This window comes from Pseudomonas sp. LF-5 (assembly GCF_037626295.1).
In the GTDB taxonomy this organism is placed as follows: Bacteria; Pseudomonadota; Gammaproteobacteria; order Pseudomonadales; family Pseudomonadaceae; genus Aquipseudomonas; species Aquipseudomonas monsensis.
The window spans coordinates 90,376-114,096 of sequence record NZ_JARKMT010000008.1 but is presented as its reverse complement, the minus strand read 5'-3'; the positions used below and the strand labels follow the sequence as shown (position 1 = coordinate 114,096).

General features: G+C 60.1%; 22 protein-coding genes. 9 read left to right on the top strand and 13 right to left on the bottom strand.

Annotated features, from left to right (window positions below):
* From radA to katB, 3 genes are read right to left on the bottom strand one after another with little or no spacing between them, the layout of a single operon-like run.
* Entirely contained in the window at positions 1 to 1,368 is a 1,368-nt protein-coding gene (gene radA / locus PseuLF5_RS21100) for a DNA repair protein RadA (RefSeq protein WP_340134736.1), read from the bottom strand.
* Between the two features lie 46 nt (positions 1,369 to 1,414).
* Entirely contained in the window at positions 1,415 to 1,951 is a 537-nt protein-coding gene (locus PseuLF5_RS21095) for an ankyrin repeat domain-containing protein (protein WP_123463971.1), read from the bottom strand.
* A 60-nt stretch (positions 1,952 to 2,011) separates the two neighbouring features.
* Positions 2,012 to 3,553, bottom strand: coding sequence for a catalase KatB (gene katB, locus PseuLF5_RS21090; RefSeq protein ID WP_123463969.1), 1,542 nt, complete (start codon positions 3,551 to 3,553; stop codon positions 2,012 to 2,014).
* A 285-nt stretch (positions 3,554 to 3,838) separates the two neighbouring features.
* Here katB and mscL point away from each other — a divergent pair, with 285 nt between their 5' ends.
* On the top strand, positions 3,839 to 4,252 hold the full coding sequence (mscL, locus tag PseuLF5_RS21085; protein ID WP_128614452.1) for a large-conductance mechanosensitive channel protein MscL: 414 nt from the start codon (positions 3,839 to 3,841) through the stop codon (positions 4,250 to 4,252).
* Between the two features lie 42 nt (positions 4,253 to 4,294).
* Here mscL and PseuLF5_RS21080 read toward each other — a convergent pair whose 3' ends face one another.
* Positions 4,295 to 5,071 carry a ferredoxin--NADP reductase gene (locus tag PseuLF5_RS21080; RefSeq protein ID WP_340134702.1) on the bottom strand — a complete coding sequence of 259 codons (777 nt, stop codon included), beginning with the start codon at positions 5,069 to 5,071 and terminating at the stop codon, positions 4,295 to 4,297.
* A 323-nt stretch (positions 5,072 to 5,394) separates the two neighbouring features.
* On the opposite strand from PseuLF5_RS21080, the gene PseuLF5_RS21075 reads away from it, so the two are divergent.
* Positions 5,395 to 6,108 carry an autoinducer binding domain-containing protein gene (locus PseuLF5_RS21075; protein WP_123463963.1) on the top strand — a complete coding sequence of 238 codons (714 nt, stop codon included), beginning with the start codon at positions 5,395 to 5,397 and terminating at the stop codon, positions 6,106 to 6,108.
* Positions 6,109 to 6,282: 174 nt separating this feature from the next.
* Positions 6,283 to 7,407 carry a methyltransferase gene (locus PseuLF5_RS21070; protein WP_123463961.1) on the top strand — a complete coding sequence of 375 codons (1,125 nt, stop codon included), beginning with the start codon at positions 6,283 to 6,285 and terminating at the stop codon, positions 7,405 to 7,407.
* Positions 7,408 to 7,479: 72 nt separating this feature from the next.
* On the opposite strand, the gene PseuLF5_RS21065 is transcribed toward PseuLF5_RS21070, so the two are convergent.
* The 3 genes from PseuLF5_RS21065 to PseuLF5_RS21055 all read right to left on the bottom strand — a co-directional run bounded on the left by PseuLF5_RS21065 (position 7,480) and on the right by PseuLF5_RS21055 (position 10,172).
* Entirely contained in the window at positions 7,480 to 7,647 is a 168-nt protein-coding gene (locus PseuLF5_RS21065) for a DUF2474 domain-containing protein (protein ID WP_123464152.1), read from the bottom strand.
* Positions 7,648 to 7,718: 71 nt separating this feature from the next.
* Entirely contained in the window at positions 7,719 to 8,726 is a 1,008-nt protein-coding gene (gene cydB, locus PseuLF5_RS21060) for a cytochrome d ubiquinol oxidase subunit II (protein WP_123463959.1), read from the bottom strand.
* Between the two features lie 3 nt (positions 8,727 to 8,729).
* On the bottom strand, positions 8,730 to 10,172 hold the full coding sequence (locus tag PseuLF5_RS21055) for a cytochrome ubiquinol oxidase subunit I (RefSeq protein ID WP_123463957.1): 1,443 nt from the start codon (positions 10,170 to 10,172) through the stop codon (positions 8,730 to 8,732).
* A gap of 519 nt (positions 10,173 to 10,691) precedes the next feature.
* On the opposite strand from PseuLF5_RS21055, the gene PseuLF5_RS21050 reads away from it, so the two are divergent.
* Entirely contained in the window at positions 10,692 to 11,930 is a 1,239-nt protein-coding gene (locus tag PseuLF5_RS21050) for an MFS transporter (protein WP_123463955.1), read from the top strand.
* Positions 11,931 to 11,936: 6 nt separating this feature from the next.
* Here PseuLF5_RS21050 and PseuLF5_RS21045 read toward each other — a convergent pair whose 3' ends face one another.
* Both PseuLF5_RS21045 and PseuLF5_RS21040 read right to left on the bottom strand, forming a co-directional pair.
* Positions 11,937 to 12,488: a DJ-1 family glyoxalase III gene (locus tag PseuLF5_RS21045; protein ID WP_128614313.1), complete on the bottom strand. Its 552-nt coding sequence runs from the start codon at positions 12,486 to 12,488 to the stop codon at positions 11,937 to 11,939.
* Between the two features lie 67 nt (positions 12,489 to 12,555).
* On the bottom strand, positions 12,556 to 13,002 hold the full coding sequence (locus PseuLF5_RS21040; protein ID WP_445262423.1) for a DUF4879 domain-containing protein: 447 nt from the start codon (positions 13,000 to 13,002) through the stop codon (positions 12,556 to 12,558).
* A 222-nt stretch (positions 13,003 to 13,224) separates the two neighbouring features.
* Between PseuLF5_RS21040 and PseuLF5_RS21035 the strand changes: the two genes are divergently transcribed.
* The 4 genes from PseuLF5_RS21035 to PseuLF5_RS21020 all read left to right on the top strand — a co-directional run bounded on the left by PseuLF5_RS21035 (position 13,225) and on the right by PseuLF5_RS21020 (position 17,092).
* Positions 13,225 to 14,520: an NCS2 family permease gene (locus tag PseuLF5_RS21035; protein ID WP_128614312.1), complete on the top strand. Its 1,296-nt coding sequence runs from the start codon at positions 13,225 to 13,227 to the stop codon at positions 14,518 to 14,520.
* Positions 14,517 to 15,596 (top strand): tRNA (uridine(54)-C5)-methyltransferase TrmA, encoded by a 1,080-nt coding sequence (gene trmA, locus PseuLF5_RS21030; protein WP_123463947.1) that lies wholly within the window; start codon positions 14,517 to 14,519, stop codon positions 15,594 to 15,596. The genes PseuLF5_RS21035 and trmA overlap by 4 nt, the downstream gene beginning before the upstream one ends.
* Positions 15,597 to 15,791: 195 nt before the next feature.
* The gene (gene aroQ / locus PseuLF5_RS21025; protein WP_123463945.1) at positions 15,792 to 16,241 is read left to right on the top strand and encodes a type II 3-dehydroquinate dehydratase; all 450 of its coding nucleotides are present in this window, start codon (positions 15,792 to 15,794) and stop codon (positions 16,239 to 16,241) included.
* Positions 16,238 to 17,092 carry a shikimate dehydrogenase gene (locus PseuLF5_RS21020; protein WP_222834252.1) on the top strand — a complete coding sequence of 285 codons (855 nt, stop codon included), beginning with the start codon at positions 16,238 to 16,240 and terminating at the stop codon, positions 17,090 to 17,092. Before aroQ ends, PseuLF5_RS21020 begins: the two co-directional genes overlap by 4 nt.
* A 116-nt stretch (positions 17,093 to 17,208) precedes the next feature.
* Here the strand turns inward: PseuLF5_RS21020 and PseuLF5_RS21015 are convergent, their stop codons facing one another.
* Positions 17,209 to 17,886 (bottom strand): TetR family transcriptional regulator, encoded by a 678-nt coding sequence (locus PseuLF5_RS21015; RefSeq protein WP_123463942.1) that lies wholly within the window; start codon positions 17,884 to 17,886, stop codon positions 17,209 to 17,211.
* Positions 17,887 to 17,987: 101 nt separating this feature from the next.
* Positions 17,988 to 19,889, bottom strand: coding sequence for a 3-dehydroshikimate dehydratase QuiC (gene quiC, locus PseuLF5_RS21010; RefSeq protein WP_128616123.1), 1,902 nt, complete (start codon positions 19,887 to 19,889; stop codon positions 17,988 to 17,990).
* A gap of 340 nt (positions 19,890 to 20,229) precedes the next feature.
* Here quiC and PseuLF5_RS21005 point away from each other — a divergent pair, with 340 nt between their 5' ends.
* Positions 20,230 to 21,567, top strand: coding sequence for an MFS transporter (locus tag PseuLF5_RS21005; protein ID WP_222834249.1), 1,338 nt, complete (start codon positions 20,230 to 20,232; stop codon positions 21,565 to 21,567).
* Positions 21,568 to 21,693: 126 nt separating this feature from the next.
* Here PseuLF5_RS21005 and PseuLF5_RS21000 read toward each other — a convergent pair whose 3' ends face one another.
* Complete coding sequence (locus PseuLF5_RS21000; protein ID WP_123463934.1) at positions 21,694 to 22,572, bottom strand: DMT family transporter; 879 nt, start codon at positions 22,570 to 22,572, stop codon at positions 21,694 to 21,696.
* 211 nt (positions 22,573 to 22,783) lie between these two features.
* Positions 22,784 to 23,560, bottom strand: a complete 777-nt coding sequence (locus PseuLF5_RS20995) for an IclR family transcriptional regulator (protein ID WP_123463932.1) — start codon at positions 23,558 to 23,560, stop codon at positions 22,784 to 22,786.
* Positions 23,561 to 23,721 lie beyond the last annotated feature (161 nt).

Below are 23,721 nucleotides of genomic sequence, written 5' to 3'. Positions count from 1 at the left end.
TTATTCGAAGAGCGCGTCGAGGGCCTGTTCGAGGCGGGTCACGGCGATGATCTGCAAACCCGACGGGGATTCCTTCGGCGCATTGCCCTTCGGCACGATCGCCCGTTTGAAGCCATGCTTGGCAGCTTCTTTCAAGCGCTCCTGCCCGCTCGGCACCGGACGCACCTCGCCCGACAGGCCCACTTCGCCAAACACCAGCAGATCATGGGGCAGCGGCCGGTTGCGCAGGCTCGACATCACCGCCGCCATCAACGCCAGGTCGGACGCTGTTTCCAGCACCTTGACCCCACCGACCACGTTGAGGAACACGTCCTGATCGTGGGTCGGAATGCCGCCGTGGCGATGCAGCACCGCGAGCAACATCGCCAGGCGGTTCTGATCCAGCCCCAGCGTCACCCGACGCGGGTTGGCCAGATGGCTGTCATCGACCAGCGCCTGCACTTCCACCAGCATCGGCCGGGTGCCTTCCCACGTCGCCATTACCACACTGCCCGGGACTTCTTCCTGGGCGCGGGTGAGGAAAATCGCCGATGGGTTGGAAACCTCTTTAAGGCCCTTGTCGGTCATGCCGAACACGCCCAGTTCATTGACCGCACCGAAACGGTTCTTCACCGCGCGCAGCAAGCGCAACCGGCCATCGGATTCGCCCTCGAAATACAGCACGGTGTCGACCATGTGCTCAAGCACCCGGGGGCCGGCGAGTGCGCCTTCCTTGGTGACGTGGCCAACGAGGAAAATCGCGGTGCCGCTTTGCTTGGCGTAGCGCACCAGCAACGCCGCACTCTCACGCACTTGCGAAACGCCGCCGGGCGCCGATTGCAATTGCTCGGTGAAGATCGTCTGGATCGAGTCGATCACCATCACCTTGGGTTTTTCCTGACGGGCCGTGGCGATGATGGTTTCGATGCAGGTTTCGGTCATCACCCGCAGTTGATCCTGAGGCAACCCGAGACGGCGGGCACGCATGGCCACTTGTTGCTGGGACTCTTCGCCGGTGACGTACAGCGCCGGCATGCTCTTGGCGAGATTGCACAGGGTCTGCAACAGAATCGTCGACTTGCCGATACCGGGATCACCACCGATCAGCACCACGGAACCGTCGACCAGACCGCCACCCAGCACGCGATCCAGTTCACCGGAGGCGGTGGAAAAACGCGGAATCTCTTCGATGCTGACTTCGGCCAGGGTCTTGATCTGCGCCTGTTGTCCAGCCCAGCCGGTGCGCCCGGTCGGCGCTGTCGCCCCGCCGCTTTCGATCATGGTTTCGGTCAGGGTGTTCCAGGCACCGCATTCACCGCACTGCCCGGCCCATTTGGGAAATGTTGCGCCGCATTCGGTGCAGCCATACATGCGCTTGGCCTTGGCCATCTGAACCCCCGGAGCAAAACCGCGATGATAACGCAGACGCCGCAGCTCAGCGCGGCGCGGCAGTACGGATCTCGCCACTGGCCAGACGCGCGGCGCTGTTGCCCAGCGGGTCTTCGGCATTGAGGTCGGCCCCTTTGGCCTTGAGCGCGTCGAGCAATTCGACGCGCTTGAACAGCCCGGCGTACATCGCCGCAGTCTGTCCGGCGCCATTGCGCTGGTCGGCATTGCAATCGGTGGCCATCAATCGCCGGGCGATCTGGATCTCGCCTTTGAAAATTGCGCCCATCAGCGCCGTGTTGCCACGCTGGTCCTGCGCGCAGGCATCAGCGCCCGCCGCCAGCAAGCGGTCTACTGCCGCGCCCTGGCCGTGATACGCCGCCAGAATCAACGCGGTGTAGCCCTTGCTGTCGCGGGTATCGAGGGAATAGCCGGACTCGATGAAGGTGTCGAGCATCGGCACATCACCGCGGCGGGCGGCATCAAAATAGTAGTCCTGCAGTTGTGCCTTGATCGCCTCGGGGCTCTGTTCGGCCTGCGCTGCGAAGGACAGGCATCCGAGCAACAGTAAAAGATAAGGACGCATAAACGCTCTCCTTGGGTAGAACGGGGCCTGAATCAGGCCCCGCATTGCATGGCGTCGGGATCAGTCGACCAGTTTCGCCGCCAGTGCCTTGACCCGGCCCAGGTCACCCTTGGCCACTTTGGTCACGCCGGTGCCGTATTCCGGATCGGCCTTATAAAGGAAGGACAGAATGATGTGCTTGCTCTCGTCATCGGTGGTGGCCAGGGAGCCGCCGAAATTGTCGATCAGGTCCTGACGCTCCTGCTTGTTGAAGGAACGGTACAGATCGCCGGCCTGCTTGAAGTTCTGCTCGCGCTGGATCTTCGCCTGCTGGGTGCTGCCCGACAGTGCCAACTGGCTGTAACGGGCGTCTCGCGGCTCTTCGCGCGGTTGCAGACGGCTCGGCTGGTAATTCACGCCAGACTGCGTTGCGCCGAAGTTCATCGCACCATCCTGATTGCCGTTATTGACCGCAACTTTAGGGGCGTTGATCGGCAGTTGCAGCGCATTGGCACCCAGGCGATACATCTGAGTATCGGCATAAGAGAATACGCGACCTTGCAATAAGCGATCTTCCGAAGGTTCGATTCCCGGCACAACATTGGCCGGTGCCATCGCTACTTGTTCAGTTTCCTGAAACACATTAGCCGGATTACGGTTCAACACCATTTGTCCAACTTTCCGCTCTGCAATACCCGGCCAGATCTTGGTTGCATCCAGCGGGTCAAAATCAAACTTGGACAAATCTTGTGGTTTCAGCACTTGAATGTACAAGTCCCATTTAGGGAAGTTACCTTTATTAATGTTAGTTACAAGATCGTTGGTCATATGACTGTAATCCTGACCCTGAACTTTGCTGACTTCTTTCGGCGTGAGGTTATTGATCCCCTGCAAACTCTTCCAGTGGAACTTGACGTAATGCACTTCGCCTTTGGCATTGATCAACTTGTAGGCATGTACACCGTTACCGTCCATCTCGCGATAACTGGCCGGCGTTCCCGAATTTGAATACAGCTCGGTCAGGGTGCGCGTCGCTTCCGGCACATGGGAGAAGAAGTCGAAACGACGCGAGTCGTCATCCAGATTGGTGCGCGGATCGGGCTTGAACGCATGCACCATATCCGGGAATTTGATCGCATCGCGAATGAAGAACGTCGGAAAATTGTTGCCGACCAGATCCCAGTTACCATCGGCGGTATAGAACTTGGTGGCGAAACCGCGCGGATCACGCAGGGTTTCGGGGGAGTGGTTGCCGTGCACCACGGCGGAAAAACGCACGAACACCGGGGTGCTCTGGCCGGCGGCGAACACCTTGGCCTTGCTCAGGTCGCTCAGATCATTGGTCACCGTGAAGGTGCCATGGGCGCCGGTACCGCGGGCATGCACCACGCGCTCGGGGATTCGCTCGCGGTCGAACCGCTGCAGCTTCTGGATCAATTGCACATCCTGCAGCAGCACCGGGCCATTGGCTCCGGCGGTTTGCGAGTTCTGGTTGTCGCCCACCGCCGCACCGTTGTCCCGGGTCAGGGGCGCGGCGTGTACGGAGAAGGTCAACAGGCTGGCGGTGAGTACACCAAGAGTACGGCGATGGGGAAATGCCCCTAAGCCAAGCGTGGGATTCATATCAGGTTCCTCTGGTTTTTTGGGCGCATCCAGGTGCGCCAATCAGAGGCTAGAGGGCAAAACCGGCAAACATAAATAGAAAGTTCGTAACTCGATGATTGAGAAATTTAGCTTCCCGATCAGCGAGTTACGGCGTATTTCGCGCGCGATTAGTGGCACTTTGCAAACTATTCGTCGATTAATGTGTCGATAAAAACGGGCATTGTAAGAAGGTGTTTCGCGCAGGACGCGTTTTGCTGATTTACACTGCGTACACCAAACTCATCTGTAACAAGGAAATAACCTATGGGCGTGCTAAGTGAGTTCAAGGCCTTCGCGGTCAAAGGCAATGTGGTCGACATGGCCGTCGGTATCATCATCGGTGCAGCCTTCGGCAAGATTGTTTCGTCGTTTGTCGGTGACGTGATCATGCCGCCGATCGGCTTGTTGATCGGCGGGGTGGACTTCAGCGATCTCGCCATAACGCTCAAGGCCGCCGAGGGCAGCGCCCCTGCGGTCGTGATGGCCTACGGCAAATTCATCCAGAGCATTCTCGACTTCATGATCGTCGCGTTCGCGATTTTCATGGGCGTCAAAGCCATCAATCGCCTCAAGCGCGAAGAGGCCGTGGCCCCGACGCTGCCACCGGTTCCGACCAAGGAAGAGGAATTGCTCGGCGAGATCCGCGATCTGCTCAAGGCCCAGAACAACCGGCCCTGAACCCTGCACGACAAACAGACGGCGCCTTCGGGCGCCGTTTGTTTACCAGTAGTTTTCCACCGCCACCTGGCCCGGCCGGCGGCTCAGGGCAAGACTCATGTGGCGCTTTTTCAACAGCGCGCGCGTGTCGTCGATCATTTGCGGATTGCCGCACAGCATCACCCGCGAATGCTCGGGCGAGATTTCCACGCCGGCTGCACGCTCCAGCTCACCGTTTTCGATCAGCGTGGTGATGCGTCCGCTCAACGCACCGGGGTGCGCTTCACGGGTCACCGTCGGGATGAACTGCAACTTGTGCGCGTACTCGCTGAGGTAATCGCGCTGCGCCAGTTCGGCCAGCAATGGCTGGTAGGCCAGTTCCCGTGCCTCGCGCACGCTGTACACCAGAATAATGCGCTCGAATTTCTCCCAGACCTCGAAGTCCTGCAGGATCGACAGAAACGGCGCCACGCCTGTGCCAGTGGCCAACAGCCACAAATCCCGCCCGTCGCTGAAACGATCCAGGGTCAGATAACCGAATGCCTGACGGTCGACCAGCAACGTGTCCCCCGCCTGCAAGCGGCTCAGTTCGCTGGTGAACTCGCCACCCGGGACCACAATGGAAAAGAACTCGAGAAACTCGTCGAACGGTGACGACACCATCGAATAAGCACGCCAGACGATGCTGCCGTCAGCCTTGTTCACCCCCAGCCTGGCGAACTGCCCCGCCCGAAAGCGAAAGCCTGCATCGCGGCTGGTACGCAAGGTGAACAGGCTTGGGGTCAAGGGCCGTACATCAAGCAGGGTCTGTGTGGTGTATTTCTCTGCAGTGGCGGTCATGGGGCGCTCCATTGAACGATTGCCGCCAGTGTCCCGCAAAACCGCCGGTCTAAACACCGATGATTGCTAATGGTATTCGCCACTGCACCCACATTAGAAATAATTAAAATTATTTGGACGGTTCGCAGCGGAGCGATAACGACACCCTTAAGATGACGATTTAAATATCAGAACTCATCCGTCGCTAAGAACGCTTAATGAATACTTTTTCACTTTCAAGACCAAAATAATTTATTACCTGCCGTAAGAAACGTCCTACACTCCGGAGCGTGCCGGATTTTTGGATCCATTCGCACCCCCGCTACAATCATGGAGAACTTGTAATGGAAACGTGGAAGGAGTCGCAGTTAAAGCAACTGACTTTCGCAAAGGAAATAGATACGGCCTATCCCATCTTGCTGAGATTCGCCGAAAACCTCGGGTTTAACTTCTGTGCAGTTTCAGTTACTTCGCCCCAACGGGAAATGCATCTTAATCCTTTGCAAATCAACAACTACCCTCAAGAATGGAACCTGCAATATGAATTGAACGAATACAAGAAAATCGACCCGGTAATAGCACACTGCAATCATTCAATGATGCCCATCGTCTGGGATAAAGCGGTATATAAAGATACCCCGGAGTTGTGGGGTGCGCTGCAGCAATATGGCCTGCAACATGGCTGGTCTCAAGCGTTTCACCACGAGGAGAGTGGCTTGTGCAGCATCCTCAGCCTGGCCCGAAAGCATTGCCCGATCAGCCCGCTCGAGCTGTATGAGCATTTTGGCTACATGTTCTATGCCACCAGCCACCTGAGTGAGTTGTTCGCTCGGACACTCCCCACACGGCCCGCCAAACCTAGCCAACCGCGCCTGTCCCCACGGGAACTGGAGGTTCTGCAATTATCCGCCGGAGGCAAAACGGCCTATGAGATTTCGAAAATCCTCAGCCTGAGCGAGCGCACGGTGAACTATCACGTGCAAAACGTGATCGAGAAACTCCATGTCTGCAACAAAATTTCTGCCGTCATAGCGGCCGCCAGAGCCGGCATCATCTAGACCCGACACCTTGCACCAAAATTAAAACCTGCGAGTATTTCCAGAGAAAAAAACGTACCATTTGTGACCTTTCCGAGTGATAAGGCGAGCTGTTCGCACTGCAGTTCACTCGGTCGGTTCCGCCGCACGGTACAGGCAGCGGGACATCCCCCGATTACCCTGAGTCCCCGCCCCATGCCTTTGCTCGATACGCCTTTCGCCCAACTCGACCTGATCCGCCAGCCCGAACAGCAGAACGAACCGCTGCAAGCCTTCGATGCCGCCGACGAATACCTGCTCAATCATCTGGCTGCGCAGCAGCCGACGGCCGACACCCGGGTACTGGTGCTCAATGACAGTTTCGGTGCGCTGGCGGCCAGCCTGCTGGGCAACGTCGATGTGGTCAGCAGCGGCGATTCGTTTCTGGGCTTTCAGGGACTGGAGAAGAATCTGCTGCGCAATGGCCAGGCGTTCGACGCCATTCGCGGCATCCCGGCGAGTGAACCGCTGGTCGGGCCGTTTGATCGCGTGCTGATCCGCGTACCGAAAACCCTGGCACTGCTCGAAGAACAATTGATCCGCCTGCAAGGACAACTGGCGCCGGGTGCGCAGGTTATTGCTGCGGCGATGGTCAAGCACTTGCCACGCGCCGCTGGCGATCTGCTGGAACGCTACATCGGTCCGGTGCAAGCCTCACTGGCAGTGAAAAAGGCTCGCCTGCTGATCGCGACGCCAGAAGCGAAAGTCCCGGCGAGCTCGCCCTACCCGTCGCGCTACCGCCTCGAGGAACCGGCGATCGAATTGCTCAACCACGCCAACGTGTTCTGCCGCGAAGGTCTCGACATCGGCACCCGCGCCTTCCTACCGCATCTGCCCAAGAACCTCGGCAGTGCGCAAGTCGCCGACCTGGGCTGCGGTAACGGTGTGCTGGCAATTGCCAGCGCCCTGCAAAACCCCGAGGCACATTACACGCTGGTCGATGAATCGTTCATGGCAGTGCAATCAGCTGCGGAAAACTGGCATGCGGCCCTCGGCGATCGCGACGTGACCGTCCGGGCCGGTGATGGCCTGGCCGGGCAAGCGGCGCAATCGCTGGACGTGGTGCTGTGCAACCCACCGTTCCATCAGCAGCAGGTGGTCGGCGATTTCCTCGCCTGGCGCATGTTCCAGCAGGCCCGCGAGGCGCTGGTGGTCGGCGGAGCGCTGTACATCGTCGGCAATCGTCACCTGGGTTATCACAGCAAACTGGCGCGGCTGTTCCGCGGCGTCGAGCAAGTCGCGGCCACGCCGAAATTCGTCATCCTCAAAGCCCGCAAATAAACCCGAGGCAAAAAAAAACCCTCCAGATGGAGGGTTTCAAATCCGTACCCGAAGGCGCCGGGACGGAGTGCTTCAGTGCGTCGTCAGGCCTGCTGCGTTCATGAACATGCGCATCAGGCTGGCGGCGATAAACAGCACGCCCACACTGCCGAGCCAGATCAGGGCCAGCCAGCCGAGCCGCTGCCACAGCGGTTTTTTTTCGGCTTGTTCAATGTCGTGCAGCGAATGTTTGCCGGTCATTGTTGCGATCCTCAGTCAGGTCGATGGCGCCAGTGACGACACCATCGCGGGCAAGCCAGATCCCACAGGTGCTAGTGATAGCCGTCTTCATGGGTGACCTTGCCGCGGAACACGTAGTAGCTCCAGAAGGTGTAACCCAGGATGAACGGGATGATGAACAGCGTGCCTACCAGCATGAAGCCCTGGCTTTGCGGCGGTGCGGCGGCGTCCCAGATCGAGATCGACGGCGGCACGATGTTCGGCCACAGGCTGATGCCCAGACCGCTGTAGCCGAGGAAGATCAGCACCAGGGTCAGCAGGAACGGCATGTAGTTGGCGTTGCGCGCCACGGCACGGATCAGCCCGTACATTGTCACCAACACCAGAATCGGCACCGGCATGAACCAGAACAGGTTCGGCATGCTGAACCAGCGCGTGGCGATTTCCGGATGGGCCAGCGGCGTCCAGAGGCTGACGACACCGATCACCGCCAGCAGCACGAAGGCCAGCGGGCGCGCCAGATCGTGCATCTGTTCCTGCAACTTGCCCTCGGTTTTCATGATCAGCCAGGTGCAGCCGAGCAAGGCGTACGCCACCACCAGCGCGGCGCCGCAGAACAGCGTGAACGGTGTCAGCCAGTCCAGTGAACCGCCGGCGAACTGGCGATTGACCACCGGCAAGCCATCAATGAACGCCCCCAGCGCCACGCCCTGAAAGAACGTCGCCGCCACCGAGCCGCCGATAAAGGCCTTGTCCCACAGATGCCGTTTGTCGTCCTTGGCCTTGAAGCGGAACTCGAAGGCCACACCGCGGAAAATCAGGCCGATCAGCATGAAGATCAGCGGCAGATAAAGTGCCGACAACACCACCGAATAAGCCAGTGGGAACGCGCCGAACAGCGCCGCGCCGCCCAGCACCAGCCAGGTCTCGTTACCGTCCCAGACCGGGGCGACAGTGTTCATCATCACGTCACGATCAGTCTTGCCCGGGATGAACGGGAAGAGAATGCCGATCCCCAGGTCGAAGCCGTCCATGACCACGTACATCATGATGCCGAAGATGATGATCACGGCCCAGATCAGCGGAAGATCAATACCCATGAGTCAAATCTCCTTTTCCAGGCTGCGCGCCTGGTCAGCGTCGGTGCCTTCATCATCAGCCGCAGACAACGGCCGCGCCGGTGTGCGTTTCTGGCCAGGACCACCGTCGTTGGTTTCCTTGCCTTCGTCGGTTTTCGGCCCTTTGCGCACCAGGCGCATCATGTAGCCAAGCCCTGCACCGAACAGTGCGAAGTACACCAGCACGAACATGATCAGGGTGATGCTCATCTGCATGAAGCTGTGATTCGACGAAGCGTCCGCCGTGCGCATCAGGCCGTAGACCACCCACGGCTGGCGGCCGATCTCGGTGGTGAACCAGCCCGCCAGGATCGCGATCAGACCGGAAGGCCCCATCCACAACGCCAGGTACAGGAACGGCCGCGAGGTGTAGAGCGTGTCGCGTTTGCGTAGCCACAGACTCCACAGACCGGTGAAGATCATCAGGAAACCGAGGCCGACCATGATCCGGAACGACCAGAACACGATGGTCGAGTTGGGCCGGTCCTCAGGCGGGAACTCCTTGAGTGCCGGCACCTGTTTGTCCAGCGAGTGGGTCAGGATCAGGCTGCCGAGGTAGGGGATTTCCACGGCAAATTTGGTCTTCTCTTCTTTCATGTCCGGCCAGCCGAACAGAATCAGGGGTGTCGCTTCGTCGCCTTTGTTTTCCCAGTGACCTTCAATCGCGGCGATTTTCGCCGGCTGATGCTCAAGAGTGTTGAGGCCGTGGAAGTCACCGATGACCGCCTGGATCGGTGCAACGATCAACGCCATCCACATCGCCATCGACAGCATGGTGCGGATTGCCGGATTGTCCTTGCCGCGCAGCAGGTGCCAGGCCGCCGACGAGCCCACGAAGAACGCCGTGGCAACAAACGCTGCGGTTGCCATGTGCATCAGGCGATAGGGGAACGACGGGTTGAAGATGATGGCCAGCCAGTCGGTGGGAATCACCTGGCCGTTGACGATCTCGAAGCCCTGCGGGGTCTGCATCCAGCTGTTGGAGGCAAGAATCCAGAAGGTCGAGATCAGCGTGCCGATCGCCACCATCACGGTGGAGAAGAAGTGCAGACCGCGCCCGACCTTGTTCCAGCCGAACAGCATCACGCCGAGGAAACCGGCCTCGAGGAAGAAGGCCGTGAGCACTTCATAAGTCAGCAAGGGCCCGGTGACGGAACCGGCGAAGTCCGAGAAACGACTCCAGTTGGTGCCGAACTGGTAAGCCATGACCAACCCGGACACCACCCCCATGCCGAAGTTGACGGCAAAGATTTTCGACCAGAAATGGTAGAGATCACGGTAGGTGTCGTTGTGGGTTTTCAGCCACAGGCCTTCGAGCACCGCAAGGTAACTCGCCAGGCCAATGGTGATGGCCGGGAACAGGATATGGAACGAGATGGTGAACGCGAACTGAATTCGGGCGAGATCGAGTGCCTCTAAACCGAACATAAGTCTTCCTCTGTCAGGTAATACCGGCGTCGGGGCTTTTGGCCCTTGCACCTACTGCCCCCACGGATATGGAGTGCGGCGAATTCTGATTCGTTCTTTTTTAACAACCATCGCAACGCAGGGAGTCTGGCCAACAGGCCACCGGATCAATTCCGTCTGAGGTCTTGATCTGGATCAAGCAACGTTAAAAGAGTAGTCCCATTTTTGCCGATGAACTGCGTGGTCGTTTGCCGCGTGACAAGTTGCCTCAGCACCACGGCAATGCTCTCGAACAGATTCTTCAGAGAGACAGAAGTCCTGTGGCGAGGGGATTTATCCCCGTTGGGCTGCGCTGCCGCCGCGCACGCATCTGTTTACGACTGCTGCGCAGCCGAGCGGGGATAAATCCCCTCGCCACAGGGTTGCGGTGTTATTGAGAGGAGATCGTTGTCTGGCTAACTAAATTTTTTGTCATGGCAACTTCCTGTTACAGAGTGGTGATAACCTCGCGATTCACCCTCGAACCAGACCTGCCTTCAGATGCCCAGCCAAGCGCCCCTGCTGTTACGTCACCATCGTCCTTTCCTTGCGTTCTGGCTCGCCCGGATCTTCACCGCCAGCGGCTTCCAGATGCTCACCGTCGCCATTGGCTGGAACCTCTATCAACTGACCGGCAACGTTCTCGATCTGGGCCTGGTCGGGCTCGTCGAATTTGCCCCGCGGGTGCTGTTCATGCTGCACACCGGGCATGTCGCCGACCGCTACGACCGACGCAAAGTGGCGGCGCTCTGTCAGTCGCTGCAAGCGCTGATCGCCCTGGCGCTGGCGATCGGCAGTGCCACCGATCACGTCACTCGGGAGATGATCTTTATCCTCGCTTTCCTGCTCGGTGCTGCACGGTCCTTCGAGCTGCCGACCACTCAGGCACTGTTGCCGAGCATCGTGCCCAGCGCACTCTTTCCGCGTGCGGTCGCGGCAGCACAGTCGGCGCAGCAATCGGCAACCATCGTCGCCCCGGCCCTGGGCGGCTTGCTCTACGCGTTCGGCAGTGTCTGGGTCTATGGGCCGACGGTGCTGCTCTATGTCATCGCCTGCTCGCTGATGCTCAACCTGCCCGCACGGCATACGCCGCTCAACAAGGGCAAGGCCACGCTGGATTCGCTGCTGGCGGGCATTCGTTTCATCCGTAGCCGACCGGACATCCTCGGGGCGATTTCGCTGGACCTGTTCGCCGTGTTGCTCGGCGGGGCCACCGCGCTGCTGCCGGTGTTCGCCAAAGACATCCTGCTCACTGGCCCGTGGGGCCTGGGGTTACTGCGTTCGGCACCCGCCGTCGGCGCGTTGTTGATGTCGCTGTTCCTCGCCCGGTTTGCCGTCGAACGCAATGTCGGCCGAGTGATGTTCACCGCCGTCGGCGTGTTCGGCGTCGCGACCATTGCCTTTGGCCTGTCGACGTCGTTCTGGTTCTCGCTGGCGGTGCTGGTCGTGCTGGGCGCTGCAGACATGATCAGCATGGTGATCCGTGCTTCCTTCGTGCAGCTGGAAACCCCGGACGAAATGCGCGGCCGGGTCAGCGCGGTGAACGGCCTGTTCATCGGTGCTTCGAACCAGTTGGGCGAATTCGAATCCGGCCTCACTGCGCACTGGTTCGGCACCGTACCCGCCGTGGTGATGGGCGGGATCGGCACGCTGGTGGTGACAGGCACGTGGATCAAACTGTTCCCGACCCTGGCCAACCGCGACCGGATGCACGTGCCGGTGGAAGAGGTGAAGGTCTGACGTTATTCAGGCCAACAACTCCCCCGCCACCTTCGCCCGTAACGCCTTGCCGCCAAGTTGCTCAACCAGGGTCAGGGCAAACGCCAGTGCGCCGCCGGAGCCCTGGGCGGTAATGCAATTGCCGTCGACCACCACCGGTTGATCAACAAACGTACAGCCCGACAGTTGATGGCTGGCACTCGGCAGGCAGGTCATGCGGCGTTGGCGTAAGACACCCGAGGCTTGCAGGGCAATGGCCGGGGATTCGCCGATGGCAGCGAACAGGCGTCCGGCGCTGGCCTGGTCCTTGAGCAGTTGTTGCAACGGCTGATGCGCCGCCAGGTGCTGTGCGCCAATGGCGCCGCCGGGCAGGACGATCAGATCGAATAGTTGCGCCAGCACATCGACCAGCATGCCGTCGGCGGTCAGTCGGGTGCCGCGGGCGCAGGTGAGCATACGGCGGCCCTCGATGCTGGCCGCCATCACTTCGATGCCGGCGCGGCGCAGCACGTCGATCAGGGTGACGCTTTGCAGATCATCGATGCCCTCGGCGAGGGTAATCAGGGCTCTAAAAGTCATGGGCGCTTTCCACTGAAGGGTCTTTAAAGCGTAGTCAGCTTTGCCCGGACCTGTTCAGAGACAGCCGTTACTTGATGTAAAGCTGGGTGGCCAGCGTGTTGCCCGGTGCGTTGATCGAGGTGTTGCTGAAGGTAAAGATGCCATCCTGCTTGCCGGCCAGGTCAAAGACATACAGGTAGCCCACGGTTTTGCGACCTACGGTGCATTCGGTGAGATTGCCGTTATCAAATGCGCAAACCGGAGTGCGCGTGCCGTTCACCTCAAAACCGTCGAGCGCGACATGGGGCTCGCGACCATAACCGACTTCCAGCACGTAGACCTTGATGTTCGATCCACTGTGATCACAGCGCGTTTGCTCCTGCCCCTCGGCAATGTCTTCGAAACCGCAGTTCGGCGATTCGACTTTCAATACCTTCAACTGCGTCAGCGGTGGCGCCGATGCCGCCCCGGCGCCAGACGCCGTGCCCAGCAAAACCGCCATCAGCCAGAAAGCCTTTACCCAGTGCGTGCTCATACGATCCCCATCCCCCCAAAATCAGCGCGCAGTATGGCGCAGTTGGCCCCGGGGCAAAACTTCGCCGACGATCGACACCAACAACCGCCATATTCCTCACGCTGCTGGTATGATGCGCGGCTTTTTCCGGCCCACCACAAATTCCCAGGCGCTTGCGACGGTCTGTGCTTTGCTGTTGAGGTCGATACATTCACGGCGCCATGCGCGCCACGGGGAGCAGACATGCTGGAAAGGCTGTTTCAACTCAAGGCACACAACACCAACGTGCGGACCGAGATTCTCGCGGGCGTCACGACTTTCCTGGCCATGGCCTACATTCTATTCGTCAACCCGAGCATTCTCGGCGAGACCGGCATGGACAAAGGTGCGGTGTTCGTCGCCACCTGTCTGGCTGCGGCCATTGGTTCGACGGTCATGGGCCTGATCGCCAACTACCCGATCGCCCTCGCCCCGGGCATGGGTCTGAACGCCTTCTTCACGTATACCGTGGTGCTGCACATGGGCCACACCTGGCAAGTGGCGCTGGGCGCGGTGTTCATTTCCGCGGTGCTGTTCTTCCTGCTGTCGATCTTCCGCATCCGTGAATGGATCATCAACAGCATCCCGCTGCCCCTGCGCTCGGCGATTGCCGCCGGTATCGGCCTGTTCCTGGCGCTGATCGCCCTGCACAACGCCGGTATCGTGGTCAGCAACCCGGCGACCATGGTCGGCCTTGGTGACTTGAAACAACCGGCGCCGATCCTCGCCACCCTCGGCTTCGCCCTGATCGTTGCCCTCGAAGCGCTGAAAGTGCGTGGTGCGGTGTTGATCGGCATTCTCGCGGTGACCATCGCGTCCATCGCCATGGGTGTCACCCCGTTCGGCGGCGTGACCTCGATGCCACCGTCGCTGGCCCCGACCTTCCTGCAACTGGACATCAAAGGCGCGCTGGACATCGGTCTGGTCAGCGTGATCTTCGCCTTCCTGTTCGTCGACCTGTTCGACAACTCCGGGACCCTGATCGGCGTCGCCAAGCGCGCAGGCCTGATGGGCAAGGACGGCCACATGCCGAAGATGGGGCGTGCGCTGATCGCCGACAGCACCGCCGCCATGGCCGGCTCGCTGCTGGGCACCTCGACCACCACCAGCTACATCGAATCCGCTGCTGGCGTGAGTGCGGGCGGTCGTACCGGCCTGACGGCCATCGTCGTGGCCATTCTGTTCCTGCTGGCGCTGTTCTTCTCGCCACTGGCCGCCAGCGTTCCGGCGTTCGCCACCGCACCGGCCCTGCTGTTCGTCGCCGTGCTGATGACTTCGGGCCTGGCGGAAATAGACTGGGAAGACATCACCGTAGCCGCCCCGGTTGTCGTGACCGCGCTGGCGATGCCGTTCACTTACTCGATCGCCAACGGCATCGCCTTCGGTTTCATCTCCTGGACCGCGATCAAGCTGCTGTCGGGCCGTGCCCGTGAGCTGAACCCGGCGCTGGTGATTCTGTCGATTCTGTTCGTGATCAAGTTGGGTTGGTTCAACGCATGACATTCGATTCCCAGGCCTACGCCACTCAGCTCGAAGACAAGGTTGCGCGTTTGCGTGACCTGCTCGCTCCGTTCGATGCGCCTGCACCGACGGTGTTCGACTCGCCGCTGCAGAACTTCCGCCTGCGCGCTGAATTCCGCCTGTGGCGCGAGGCCGGCGAGCGCCACTACGCGATGTTCTCCCAGGACGACAAACGCACGCCGATCCTGATCGAGGAATTCCCGATCGCCAGCCTGCGCATCAACCAGTTGATGCCACAGCTCAAGGCCGCCTGGCAGGCCAGTTCGGCGCTGAGCCACAAGCTGTTTCAGGTGGAGTTTCTGACCACTCTGGCCGGCGATGCGATGATCACCCTGTGCTACCACCGTCCGCTGGACGCGCACTGGCACGCGGCGGCAACACAACTGTCGGCAGATCTGGGCGTCAGCATCATCGGTCGCTCCAAAGGCAAACGCGAAGTCATCGGCCACGATTACGTGGTGGAGAAACTCGAGGTCGGCGGCCGCACTTTCAGCTACCGCCAACCGGAAGGCGCGTTCACCCAGCCGAACGGCACGGTGAACCAGAAGATGCTGAACTGGGCGTATGAGGCGCTGGGTGATCGCAGCGACGATCTGCTGGAGCTGTACTGCGGCAACGGCAACTTCACCCTGCCGCTGGCCACCCGCGTGCGCAAAGTGCTGGCCACCGAAATCAGCAAGACCTCGGTCAACGCCGCGCTAAGCAACCTCAGCGAAAACGCTGTGGATAACGTCACGCTGGTGCGCCTGTCCGCCGAAGAACTGACCGAAGCGCTCAACGAAGTGCGCCCGTTCCGTCGCTTGCACGGCATCGACCTGAAGAGCTACGAATTCGGCAGCGTGTTCGTCGACCCGCCGCGCGCCGGCATGGACCCGGACACCTGCGAACTGACACGGCGTTTCGACAACATCCTGTACATCTCCTGCAACCCGGAAACCCTGGCGGCCAACATCGCCCAGTTGCACGACACGCACCGCATTACCCGGTGCGCGCTGTTCGACCAGTTTCCGTGGACGCATCACATGGAATCAGGTGTCTTGCTGACCCGGCGCTAATGGCCGATGCGATACGAAAAAGCCGTCGTGATGACGGCTTTTTTGTGGCTGTGATCTTTTGATGTGTGCGATCACCGAACATAAAACGTCGGGCGCAATACTGTTGAATTGACCAGAGTAACCATCTGGTACATTTTACCTCCACACGCCGAGCCCCTCGGCGCAAGCCAAAAACAATAAGTGGAGTTCTGCCCCATGCCCCCTATCGTTCTGGTGCTCAACGGCCCGAACCTGAACCTGCTCGGCACCCGTGAACCGGCGACTTACGGCCACGAAACCCTGGCGGATATTTCTGCTCTCTGCGGACGCGCCGCCGAAGACTTCGGCCTGGCTGTGGAATTCCGCCAGACCAATCACGAAGGCGAACTGCTCGACTGGATTCACGCGGCACGCGGACGTTGCGCCGGGATCGTGATCAATCCGGCGGCGTGGACGCACACCTCGGTAGCGATTCGCGATGCGCTGGTCGCCAGTGAATTGCCGGTGATCGAAGTGCACCTGTCCAACGTCCACGCGCGCGAACCGTTCCGTCATCACTCGTTCGTGTCGGCCATCGCCACGGCAGTGATGTGCGGCTTCGGCAGCCATGGCTATCGCCTCGCCCTGGAACACTTCAGCCAACGACTGAAGGGGCGCGCAGCATGACCTGCAAACCGGCAATACTGGCCGGACTGATCGGTGCGGGCATCCAGGCCTCGCGTACCCCCGCGCTGCATGAGCATGAGGGCGATGCGCAAGGCCTGCGTTATCTCTACCGGTTGATCGACCTCGACCAGTTGCACATCGACAGCAACGCCCTGCCCGAACTGCTGCTGGCGGCCGAGCGGATGAACTATACCGGGCTGAACATCACCTTCCCGTGCAAGCAGGCGATTATCCCGCTGCTCGATGAGTTGTCGCCGGAAGCCCGGGGCATCGGCGCGGTGAACACCGTCGTGCTGAAGGACGGCAAACGGGTCGGCCACAACACCGATTGCCTGGGCTTTGCCGAAGGCTTTCGCCGAGGCTTGAAGGACGCCGCCCGTGAACGCGTGGTGCAAATGGGCGCCGGAGGTGCCGGCGCCGCAGTGGCCCATGCCCTGCTGAGCGAGGGCGTACAGCGCCTGAGCATTTTCGACGTCGACAAGGAACGCGCCGAGTGCCTGGCCAATAACCTCAACGAGCATTTCGGCGCTGGTCGGGCCGTGGCCGGGCAGGATCTGCCGGGGACGCTGGAGCAGGCTGACGGGCTGGTGAACACCACCCCGATGGGCATGGCCAAACTGCCGGGCATGCCGGTGCCGGTGGAGCTGTTGCGCAAGGCGTTGTGGGTGGCGGAGATCGTGTACTTTCCGCTGGAAACCGAATTGCTGCGCAACGCCCGCGCGCTGGGGTGCCGCACGCTGGATGGCGGCAACATGGCGGTATTTCAGGCAGTGAAGGCGTTTGAATTGTTCAGCGGTGTGGTGCCGGATGCGCAGCGAATGCTCGCGCATTTTCAAAGCATGAATGGCTGAAGCAACTTGTTTCCCTGTGGGAGTGAGCCTGCTCGCGATGGCGTCCTTTCAGCCAACACATTAGTTGCCTGACACACCGCTATCGCGAGCAGGCACACTCCGACAAGGGGATTGCGTCAGGCTTGCAGGTAGCGCAGAACCGACTCGCAAATCATCTCGCGATGCCGCTGCTTGATGGCTTCATCCGGCAGATCGATCTGAAAGATCTCACCAAACGTGTGCCGGTTCGACACGCGATAGAAGCAGAACGAACTGATCAGCAGATGCACATCCAGCGCATTGAGCCCTTTGCGGAATACGCCCTCCTCGGCGCCACGGCGCAGAATCTCGCCCAGCGAATCGAGGATGGTGTTGTTCATCGCCTTGATCGCGTCGGAACGCTTCACGAACTCGGCGTTGTGGATATTTTCGATGCAGACGATCCGCACGAAATCGACGTTGTGATCGTGATGGTCGAACGTGAATTCCACCAGCCGCCGAATCGCTACCACCGGCGGCAGCTCGGCCAGGTGCAGGCGGTTTTCAGTGTTGCGGATATCGCCGTAAAGCTTCTCCAGCACCTCGACGTACAGCTGCTCCTTACTGCCGAAGTAGTAATAGATCATGCGTTTGGAGGTATGGATGCGCTCGGCGATCGCATCGACGCGGGCGCCGGACAAGCCTTGCTGGACGAACTCGACGATCGCCTCCTGCAAGATGTTCTCGCGGGTCTTTTCCGGGTTGTTTTTGCGACTCTTGCGCGGCTCTTCGGCGGAACCGACAGCAGCTGCGGAAAGTTCTGTATTCATCGTCATTGCGGGCTCACGGCCATCACTGCACAGGCGGCGATTATGGGCCGCGCGGCCCAGTGAAGGAAGCCGCGAGGCCCGCGTTTAATCCCGCGTTTACGAATTTCCTACAACTTCGCCTGACGGACTGCGCCGCTGCGTGATTTGGCCATCGCCGCCAGACGCACCGCGACGTTCGCCGCGCCATAACCGGCATAGCCGTTCTTGCGCTGGATGATCTCGAAGAAGAACCGCCCTTCGAAAGGCTCGGTGTACACGTGAAACAGCTCACCGCCCTGAGCATCGCGATCGTAAAGCACGTTGTAGTACGCCAGTTCGCTGAGGAACTCGTCATCGAAATCAAAGCGGGCGGCGAGGTCGTCGTAATAGTTGAGGGGAATGTCCAGCAACGGTACGCCGGCCTCTTTGGCACGACTGACTTCAGCGAAGATATCGTCACAATCGAAAGCGATGTGATGCACACCGGAGCCGCGATAACTCGACAGGGCGTGGGAGATCGCGGTGTTGCGATTCTCCGAGATATTCAGCGGCAGACGAATCGAACTGTCACGGCTGCGCAGCGCGCGGCTCTTCACCAGACCGTAGGGATCAGGCAGCACCACTTCGTCATCGGCCTCGAAATCCAGCAGGCTCTTGTAGAACAGCACCCAACTGTCGAGGCTGTCCGCCGGCAGCGCCATGGCCATGTGGTCGATGCGCTTGAGACCGCCGCGGGCCCGGGCGTCCGGCAGCAGGTTGAAATCCGTGCCATAGACATCCGCCGCTTCATCCACCAGATAAATCAGGCTGCCGTCCGGAGCACGCACGGCGGCCAGTTCCAGTTCGTTGGGGCCGACCAGTCCGCGATAGGGCTGACCCTTGTAGGCGACAGCACGCGCCAGCGCACTGGCGCTGTCCTTGACCCGGACGGCGGTGGCGCACAGCGACGGACCATGGGCCTCAAAAAAGCTGTGGCCGAATGAATACGGCTCGGCATTGAGGATCAGGTTGATATCGCCCTGACGCAGCAGGCTGACGCTCTTGGAACGGTGCTGCCCGGCCTTGGCGAAACCGAGGCGTTCCAGCCAGTGGGTCAGTTTGGCACCGAGTGCTTCGTCCACCGCGAACTCGAGAAACTCGATTCCGTTGTACTCGCTGGCCTTCGGCGTTTCGAACAGAATCTCGCGGTTGGCCGCTGGTGCCGCATCCTGCTCCAGACGCTGGCGGGTCTTTTCTTCCAGATACAGCAAGGAACGCAAACCGTCTGCGGCATTGGCCCGTGGCGGCGCGGCGCGGAAGCCGTCATTGAAGATTTCCAGCGACAACGGCCCGGTATAACCACTCTGGATGATCGGCGCGAGGAAACCCGGCAGATCGAATTCGCCCTGTCCGGGGAAGCAGCGGAAGTGCCGGCTCCACTCCAGGACATCCATCGCGAGAATCGGCGCGTCGGCCATTTGCACAAAGAAGATCTTGTCGCCGGGAATGTCGGCAATCGCGCGGGGATCGCCCTTCAGCGACAAGGTATGAAAACTGTCGAGCAGCACGCCGAGGCTCGGGTGATCGGCCTGACGCACGATGTCCCAGACCTGTTGATACGTATTGACGTGACGCCCCCAGGCCAGCGCCTCGTAACCGATGCGCAAGCCACGCGCGCCGGCGTGTTCAGCCAGCAGGCGCAGGTCGTCGACGAGTGTCTGCTGATCGCCGACGCTGTCGGCCGAGGCGTTGCTGCACACCAATACCAGATCGGTGCCCAGCTCCTGCATCAGGTCGAACTTGCGTTCGGCCCGTTCCAGGTTGCGCGCCAGCCGATCCCGGCGGCAGCCCTCGAAATCGCGGAACGGCTGAAACAAAGTGATGGCGATGCCGAGATCGGCGCACATCTGCCGGATTTCCCGCGGGCTGCCGTCGTAATACAGCAGGTCGTTTTCGAAAATCTCCACGCCGTCGAATCCGGCGGCGGCAATGGCTTCGAGCTTTTCCGGCAGGGTACCGCTCAAGGAAACGGTGGCTATCGAACGCTGCATGTTTCAACTCCCGGACTGCGCCGTTCTTTGTGCAGGTGCTGCCGAAGGTCGCGATTCCTTGATCCTCAAAAGCAAAGATCGCAGCCTTCGGGGGCTCCTGCGCAGGATGGTTTTTATATTGGGGGAAATTATTGGCTGCATCCTTTTCGGCAGCAATTTAAAGTGTACTACCCGGTTAGTTTTGCGTGCGATTATCGAACACAATGGCGGTTTGGCGAATTGACGATTTTTCGTCCACTGCCCAACATCGGCTGCACATTGAGTCCGGATCTGAACCGCCGGTCGCAGCGTGCAAAAAAAAAAGCACACCAAATAACAAATCCAAAAACGGGTGGAACACATGATTCCTTCACAGACTTCCCGCATGGCCCCGGCCATGAGCACTGCCACGGGTGGCATCGGCGACAAGATCCGCGGCGCCATGGCTGTCGGCAAGACCCGCTGGGGCATGCTGGCCCTGGTGTTTTTCGCCACCACCCTGAACTACATCGACCGCGCCGCCCTCGGTGTCATGCAGCCGATCCTCGCCAAGGAAATGAGCTGGACGGCGATGGACTACGCCAACATCAACTTCTGGTTTCAGGTCGGCTACGCCATCGGCTTCGTCCTGCAAGGCCGGCTGATCGACCGGGTCGGCGTCAAGCGTGTGTTCTTCTGCGCCGTGCTGCTCTGGAGCCTGGCCACCGGCGCCCACGGCCTGGCGACTTCTGCCGTTGGCTTCATGGTCTGCCGGTTCATCCTCGGCCTGACCGAAGCGGCGAACTATCCGGCCTGCGTGAAAACCACGCGCCTGTGGTTCCCGGCCGGTGAACGTGCCGTGGCCACCGGCATCTTCAACGCCGGCACCAACGTCGGTGCGATGTTCACGCCGATGCTGCTGCCACTGATCCTCCACGTGTGGGGCTGGCAGGCTGCGTTCATGTGCATGGCGGCGCTGGGCGCGATCTGGTTGCTGTTCTGGGGCTTGAAGTATTTCAACCCGGAAGATCATCCGAGCGTGAAGCAATCCGAACTCGATTACATCCAGCAGGAAGTCGAACCGGAACAGGCCCGTGTGCCGTTCTCGAAAATCCTGCGCATGCGCGGCACCTGGGCCTTCGCCCTCGCCTACTCGCTGACCGCTCCGGTGTTCTGGTTCTACCTGTACTGGCTGCCACCGTTTCTCAATCAGCAATACAATCTGGGCATCAACGTGACCCAGATGGGTATTCCACTGATCATCATCTACGTCACGGCCGACTTCGGCAGCGTCGGTGGCGGCATCCTGTCGTCGTTCCTGATCGGTCGCGGGATGAATTCGATCAAGGCGCGGCTGCTGTCGATGTTCCTGTTTGCCTGCTGCATCATCGGCGTGATCATGGCCGCCGGTTCGAGCAATCTGTGGGTGGCGGTGGCGGCGATTTCCCTGGCCATCGGTGCGCATCAGGCCTGGACCGCAAACATCTGGAGCCTGGTGATGGATTACACGCCCAAGCACATGATGAGCACGGTGTTCGGGTTCGGCGGCATGTGCGCGGCGATTGGCGGGATGTTCATGACCCAGATCGTCGGGCACATCCTCACCGTCACGAATAACAACTACACCGTGCTGTTCACCCTGATTCCGGCGATGTATTTCATTGCGCTGACGTGGATGTACTTCATGGCACCGCGCAAGATTCCAACCATCACCGAATAAAACGCCTGCACCAGATACCCCAAGGAGCGAGCCTGCTCGCGATGGCTTTGTGTCAGTCAACATCTTTATCGACTGGTGCACCGCTATCGCGAGCAGGCTCGCTCCTACAGTTTTTTTTGTCATTCATCAGCGGCGGCTTTGCTGCCACGCTGCCGCCAGTCCGCTGCAACAGATCACCGCGATCCCGATCACCGTCAACAGGCTCGGTGTGTGATTGAACAGCAGCCAGCCCAACAATCCCGCAAACACGATCTGGCAATAACCGAACGGCGCCAGCAATGCCGGTGCAGCATGGCGGAAAGCCTGGGTCAGAAACAGATGCGCCGTCATCCCGCAACTGCCCAGCGCGAGCATCAGCCCGGCGTGGGTCAACGTCGGCACCTGCCAGAAGAACGGCACCAGCGCACTCATCACCAAAGTGTTACAGAGCCCGGCAAAGAAGTTGCTGGTGGTCGGGCTGTCCACTTCGGCGAGTTTGCGGGTCAGCAGTTGGTAAAAGCAGAAAAACAGCGCCGAACAGAACGGCAGCAACACTGCCGGCGTGAACAGTTCGCCGCCGGGGTGAACAATGATCAGCACGCCGATAAAACCACAAATCACCGCGATCCACTGGCCACGCGTCACCCGCTCTTTCAGCAGCGGTACCGACAAGGCCGTCACCAGTACCGGCGCCAGAAAGTTAACCGCCGTGGCCTCGGCAAGCGGGATGTACAGCAGCGCCGTGGTGAAAAACAGACTGGTGCCGAGCAGGCAAAGCGCGCGTGCCAGCTGCCATAACGGCTTTTTCGTGCGCAGCACCCGCAACCCGGACTGCGGCAGAAAAATCCCCGCCATCAGCAAGGTGTGCACCACATACCGTGCCCACACCACCATCACGATCGGATAGAAACCTGACAGGTATTTCGACAACGCGTCATGGCTGGAGAACAGGAAGGTCGCCACCACAATCAGCAAGATCCCTTTAAAGGGCTGGTTGACTCCGGAAAGCGGGGTGCTGACGGTCATTGGCGATCTCTGAAGAAAAACACACTGAGGAAAAGCCTCAAGCAACAATCTAGAACCCGGTTCCAGATTCCGACAGCCTTCAACCATAAAAGTGTGCGAACAGCGCACAGCTTTGCACGATATCTCTTTAGGCGCCGGCACCACTGCGATCTTTGATCCTGATCTCGCGTTTAACTCGACAGCGCCTACAGGGGATGGGTTCGCTTTGTCGTCAGATGAACAGTTCCGAGGCCAGGCTGGCTGCCGACAACTCCTCGGTGAATTTCAACAGCAGCGGCGCCAGCTCATGCAACCTTGCCCCGGGCATCCGCGCACTCGGCCCGGCAATGCTCAACACGCCGATCACCCGAGCATCCGCGGGATGCCGCACCACGGCGGCAATCGCCGAAGTGCCCACTGCCGAACTCTCCTCGACGCAGGCATAGCCCTGCTCGCGCGTCAGCCGCAGACGCTCGAGCAATTCGATATTGGAACGTGGCGCATTCGGCCCGATATCCACGGGCACCTGCGCGGCCTGCCGTTCAACCCGCGACAAGGCCTCGGCATCACTCATGCTCGCAAGCCAGGCGTGGCCGGATGCGGTGTAGAACAGTGGCGCGTCACGGCCCATGTCAGGGTCGTAACGCAGACCGGTGCGCGCGCCCTGCGCCTTGGCGATCCAGGTCTGGCGTTCACCGTCGATGACACCCAGACGCACCAGCTCGCCGGTTTCCTGAGCGAGCCGATCCAGCACCGGCTGCACAATGTCGGCACCGCTGCTGGAGAGGTGGCGAAAGCCCATCGCCACCAGTCTGGTCGACAAGTGATAGCGCAGGGTCTCGGGGTTCTGCCGCACATACCCCAGGCGCACCAGTTCGGCGAGCAAACGGTGCGTGGCACTTTTCGGGATGTCGATCTGCTCGGACAACGTCTGCAGCGGCAACCCGCGGGGCTCGCCGGTAAGACTTTCCAGCACGCTGAAAACCCGTTCGATCTGACTGCCGGCCATGATGACATCCCAATGAAATTTTGCTGATTCTAAAATATATACAAAGGAATAAGAAATCTGGAACTGATGAGTCGATTGGCATCGTCCGAACTATTTTGCAGCGATGCCAGCGTCCGGATTGAATTACTCCCGTGCCAGCTCGTCATACACAGGCCCGCGTG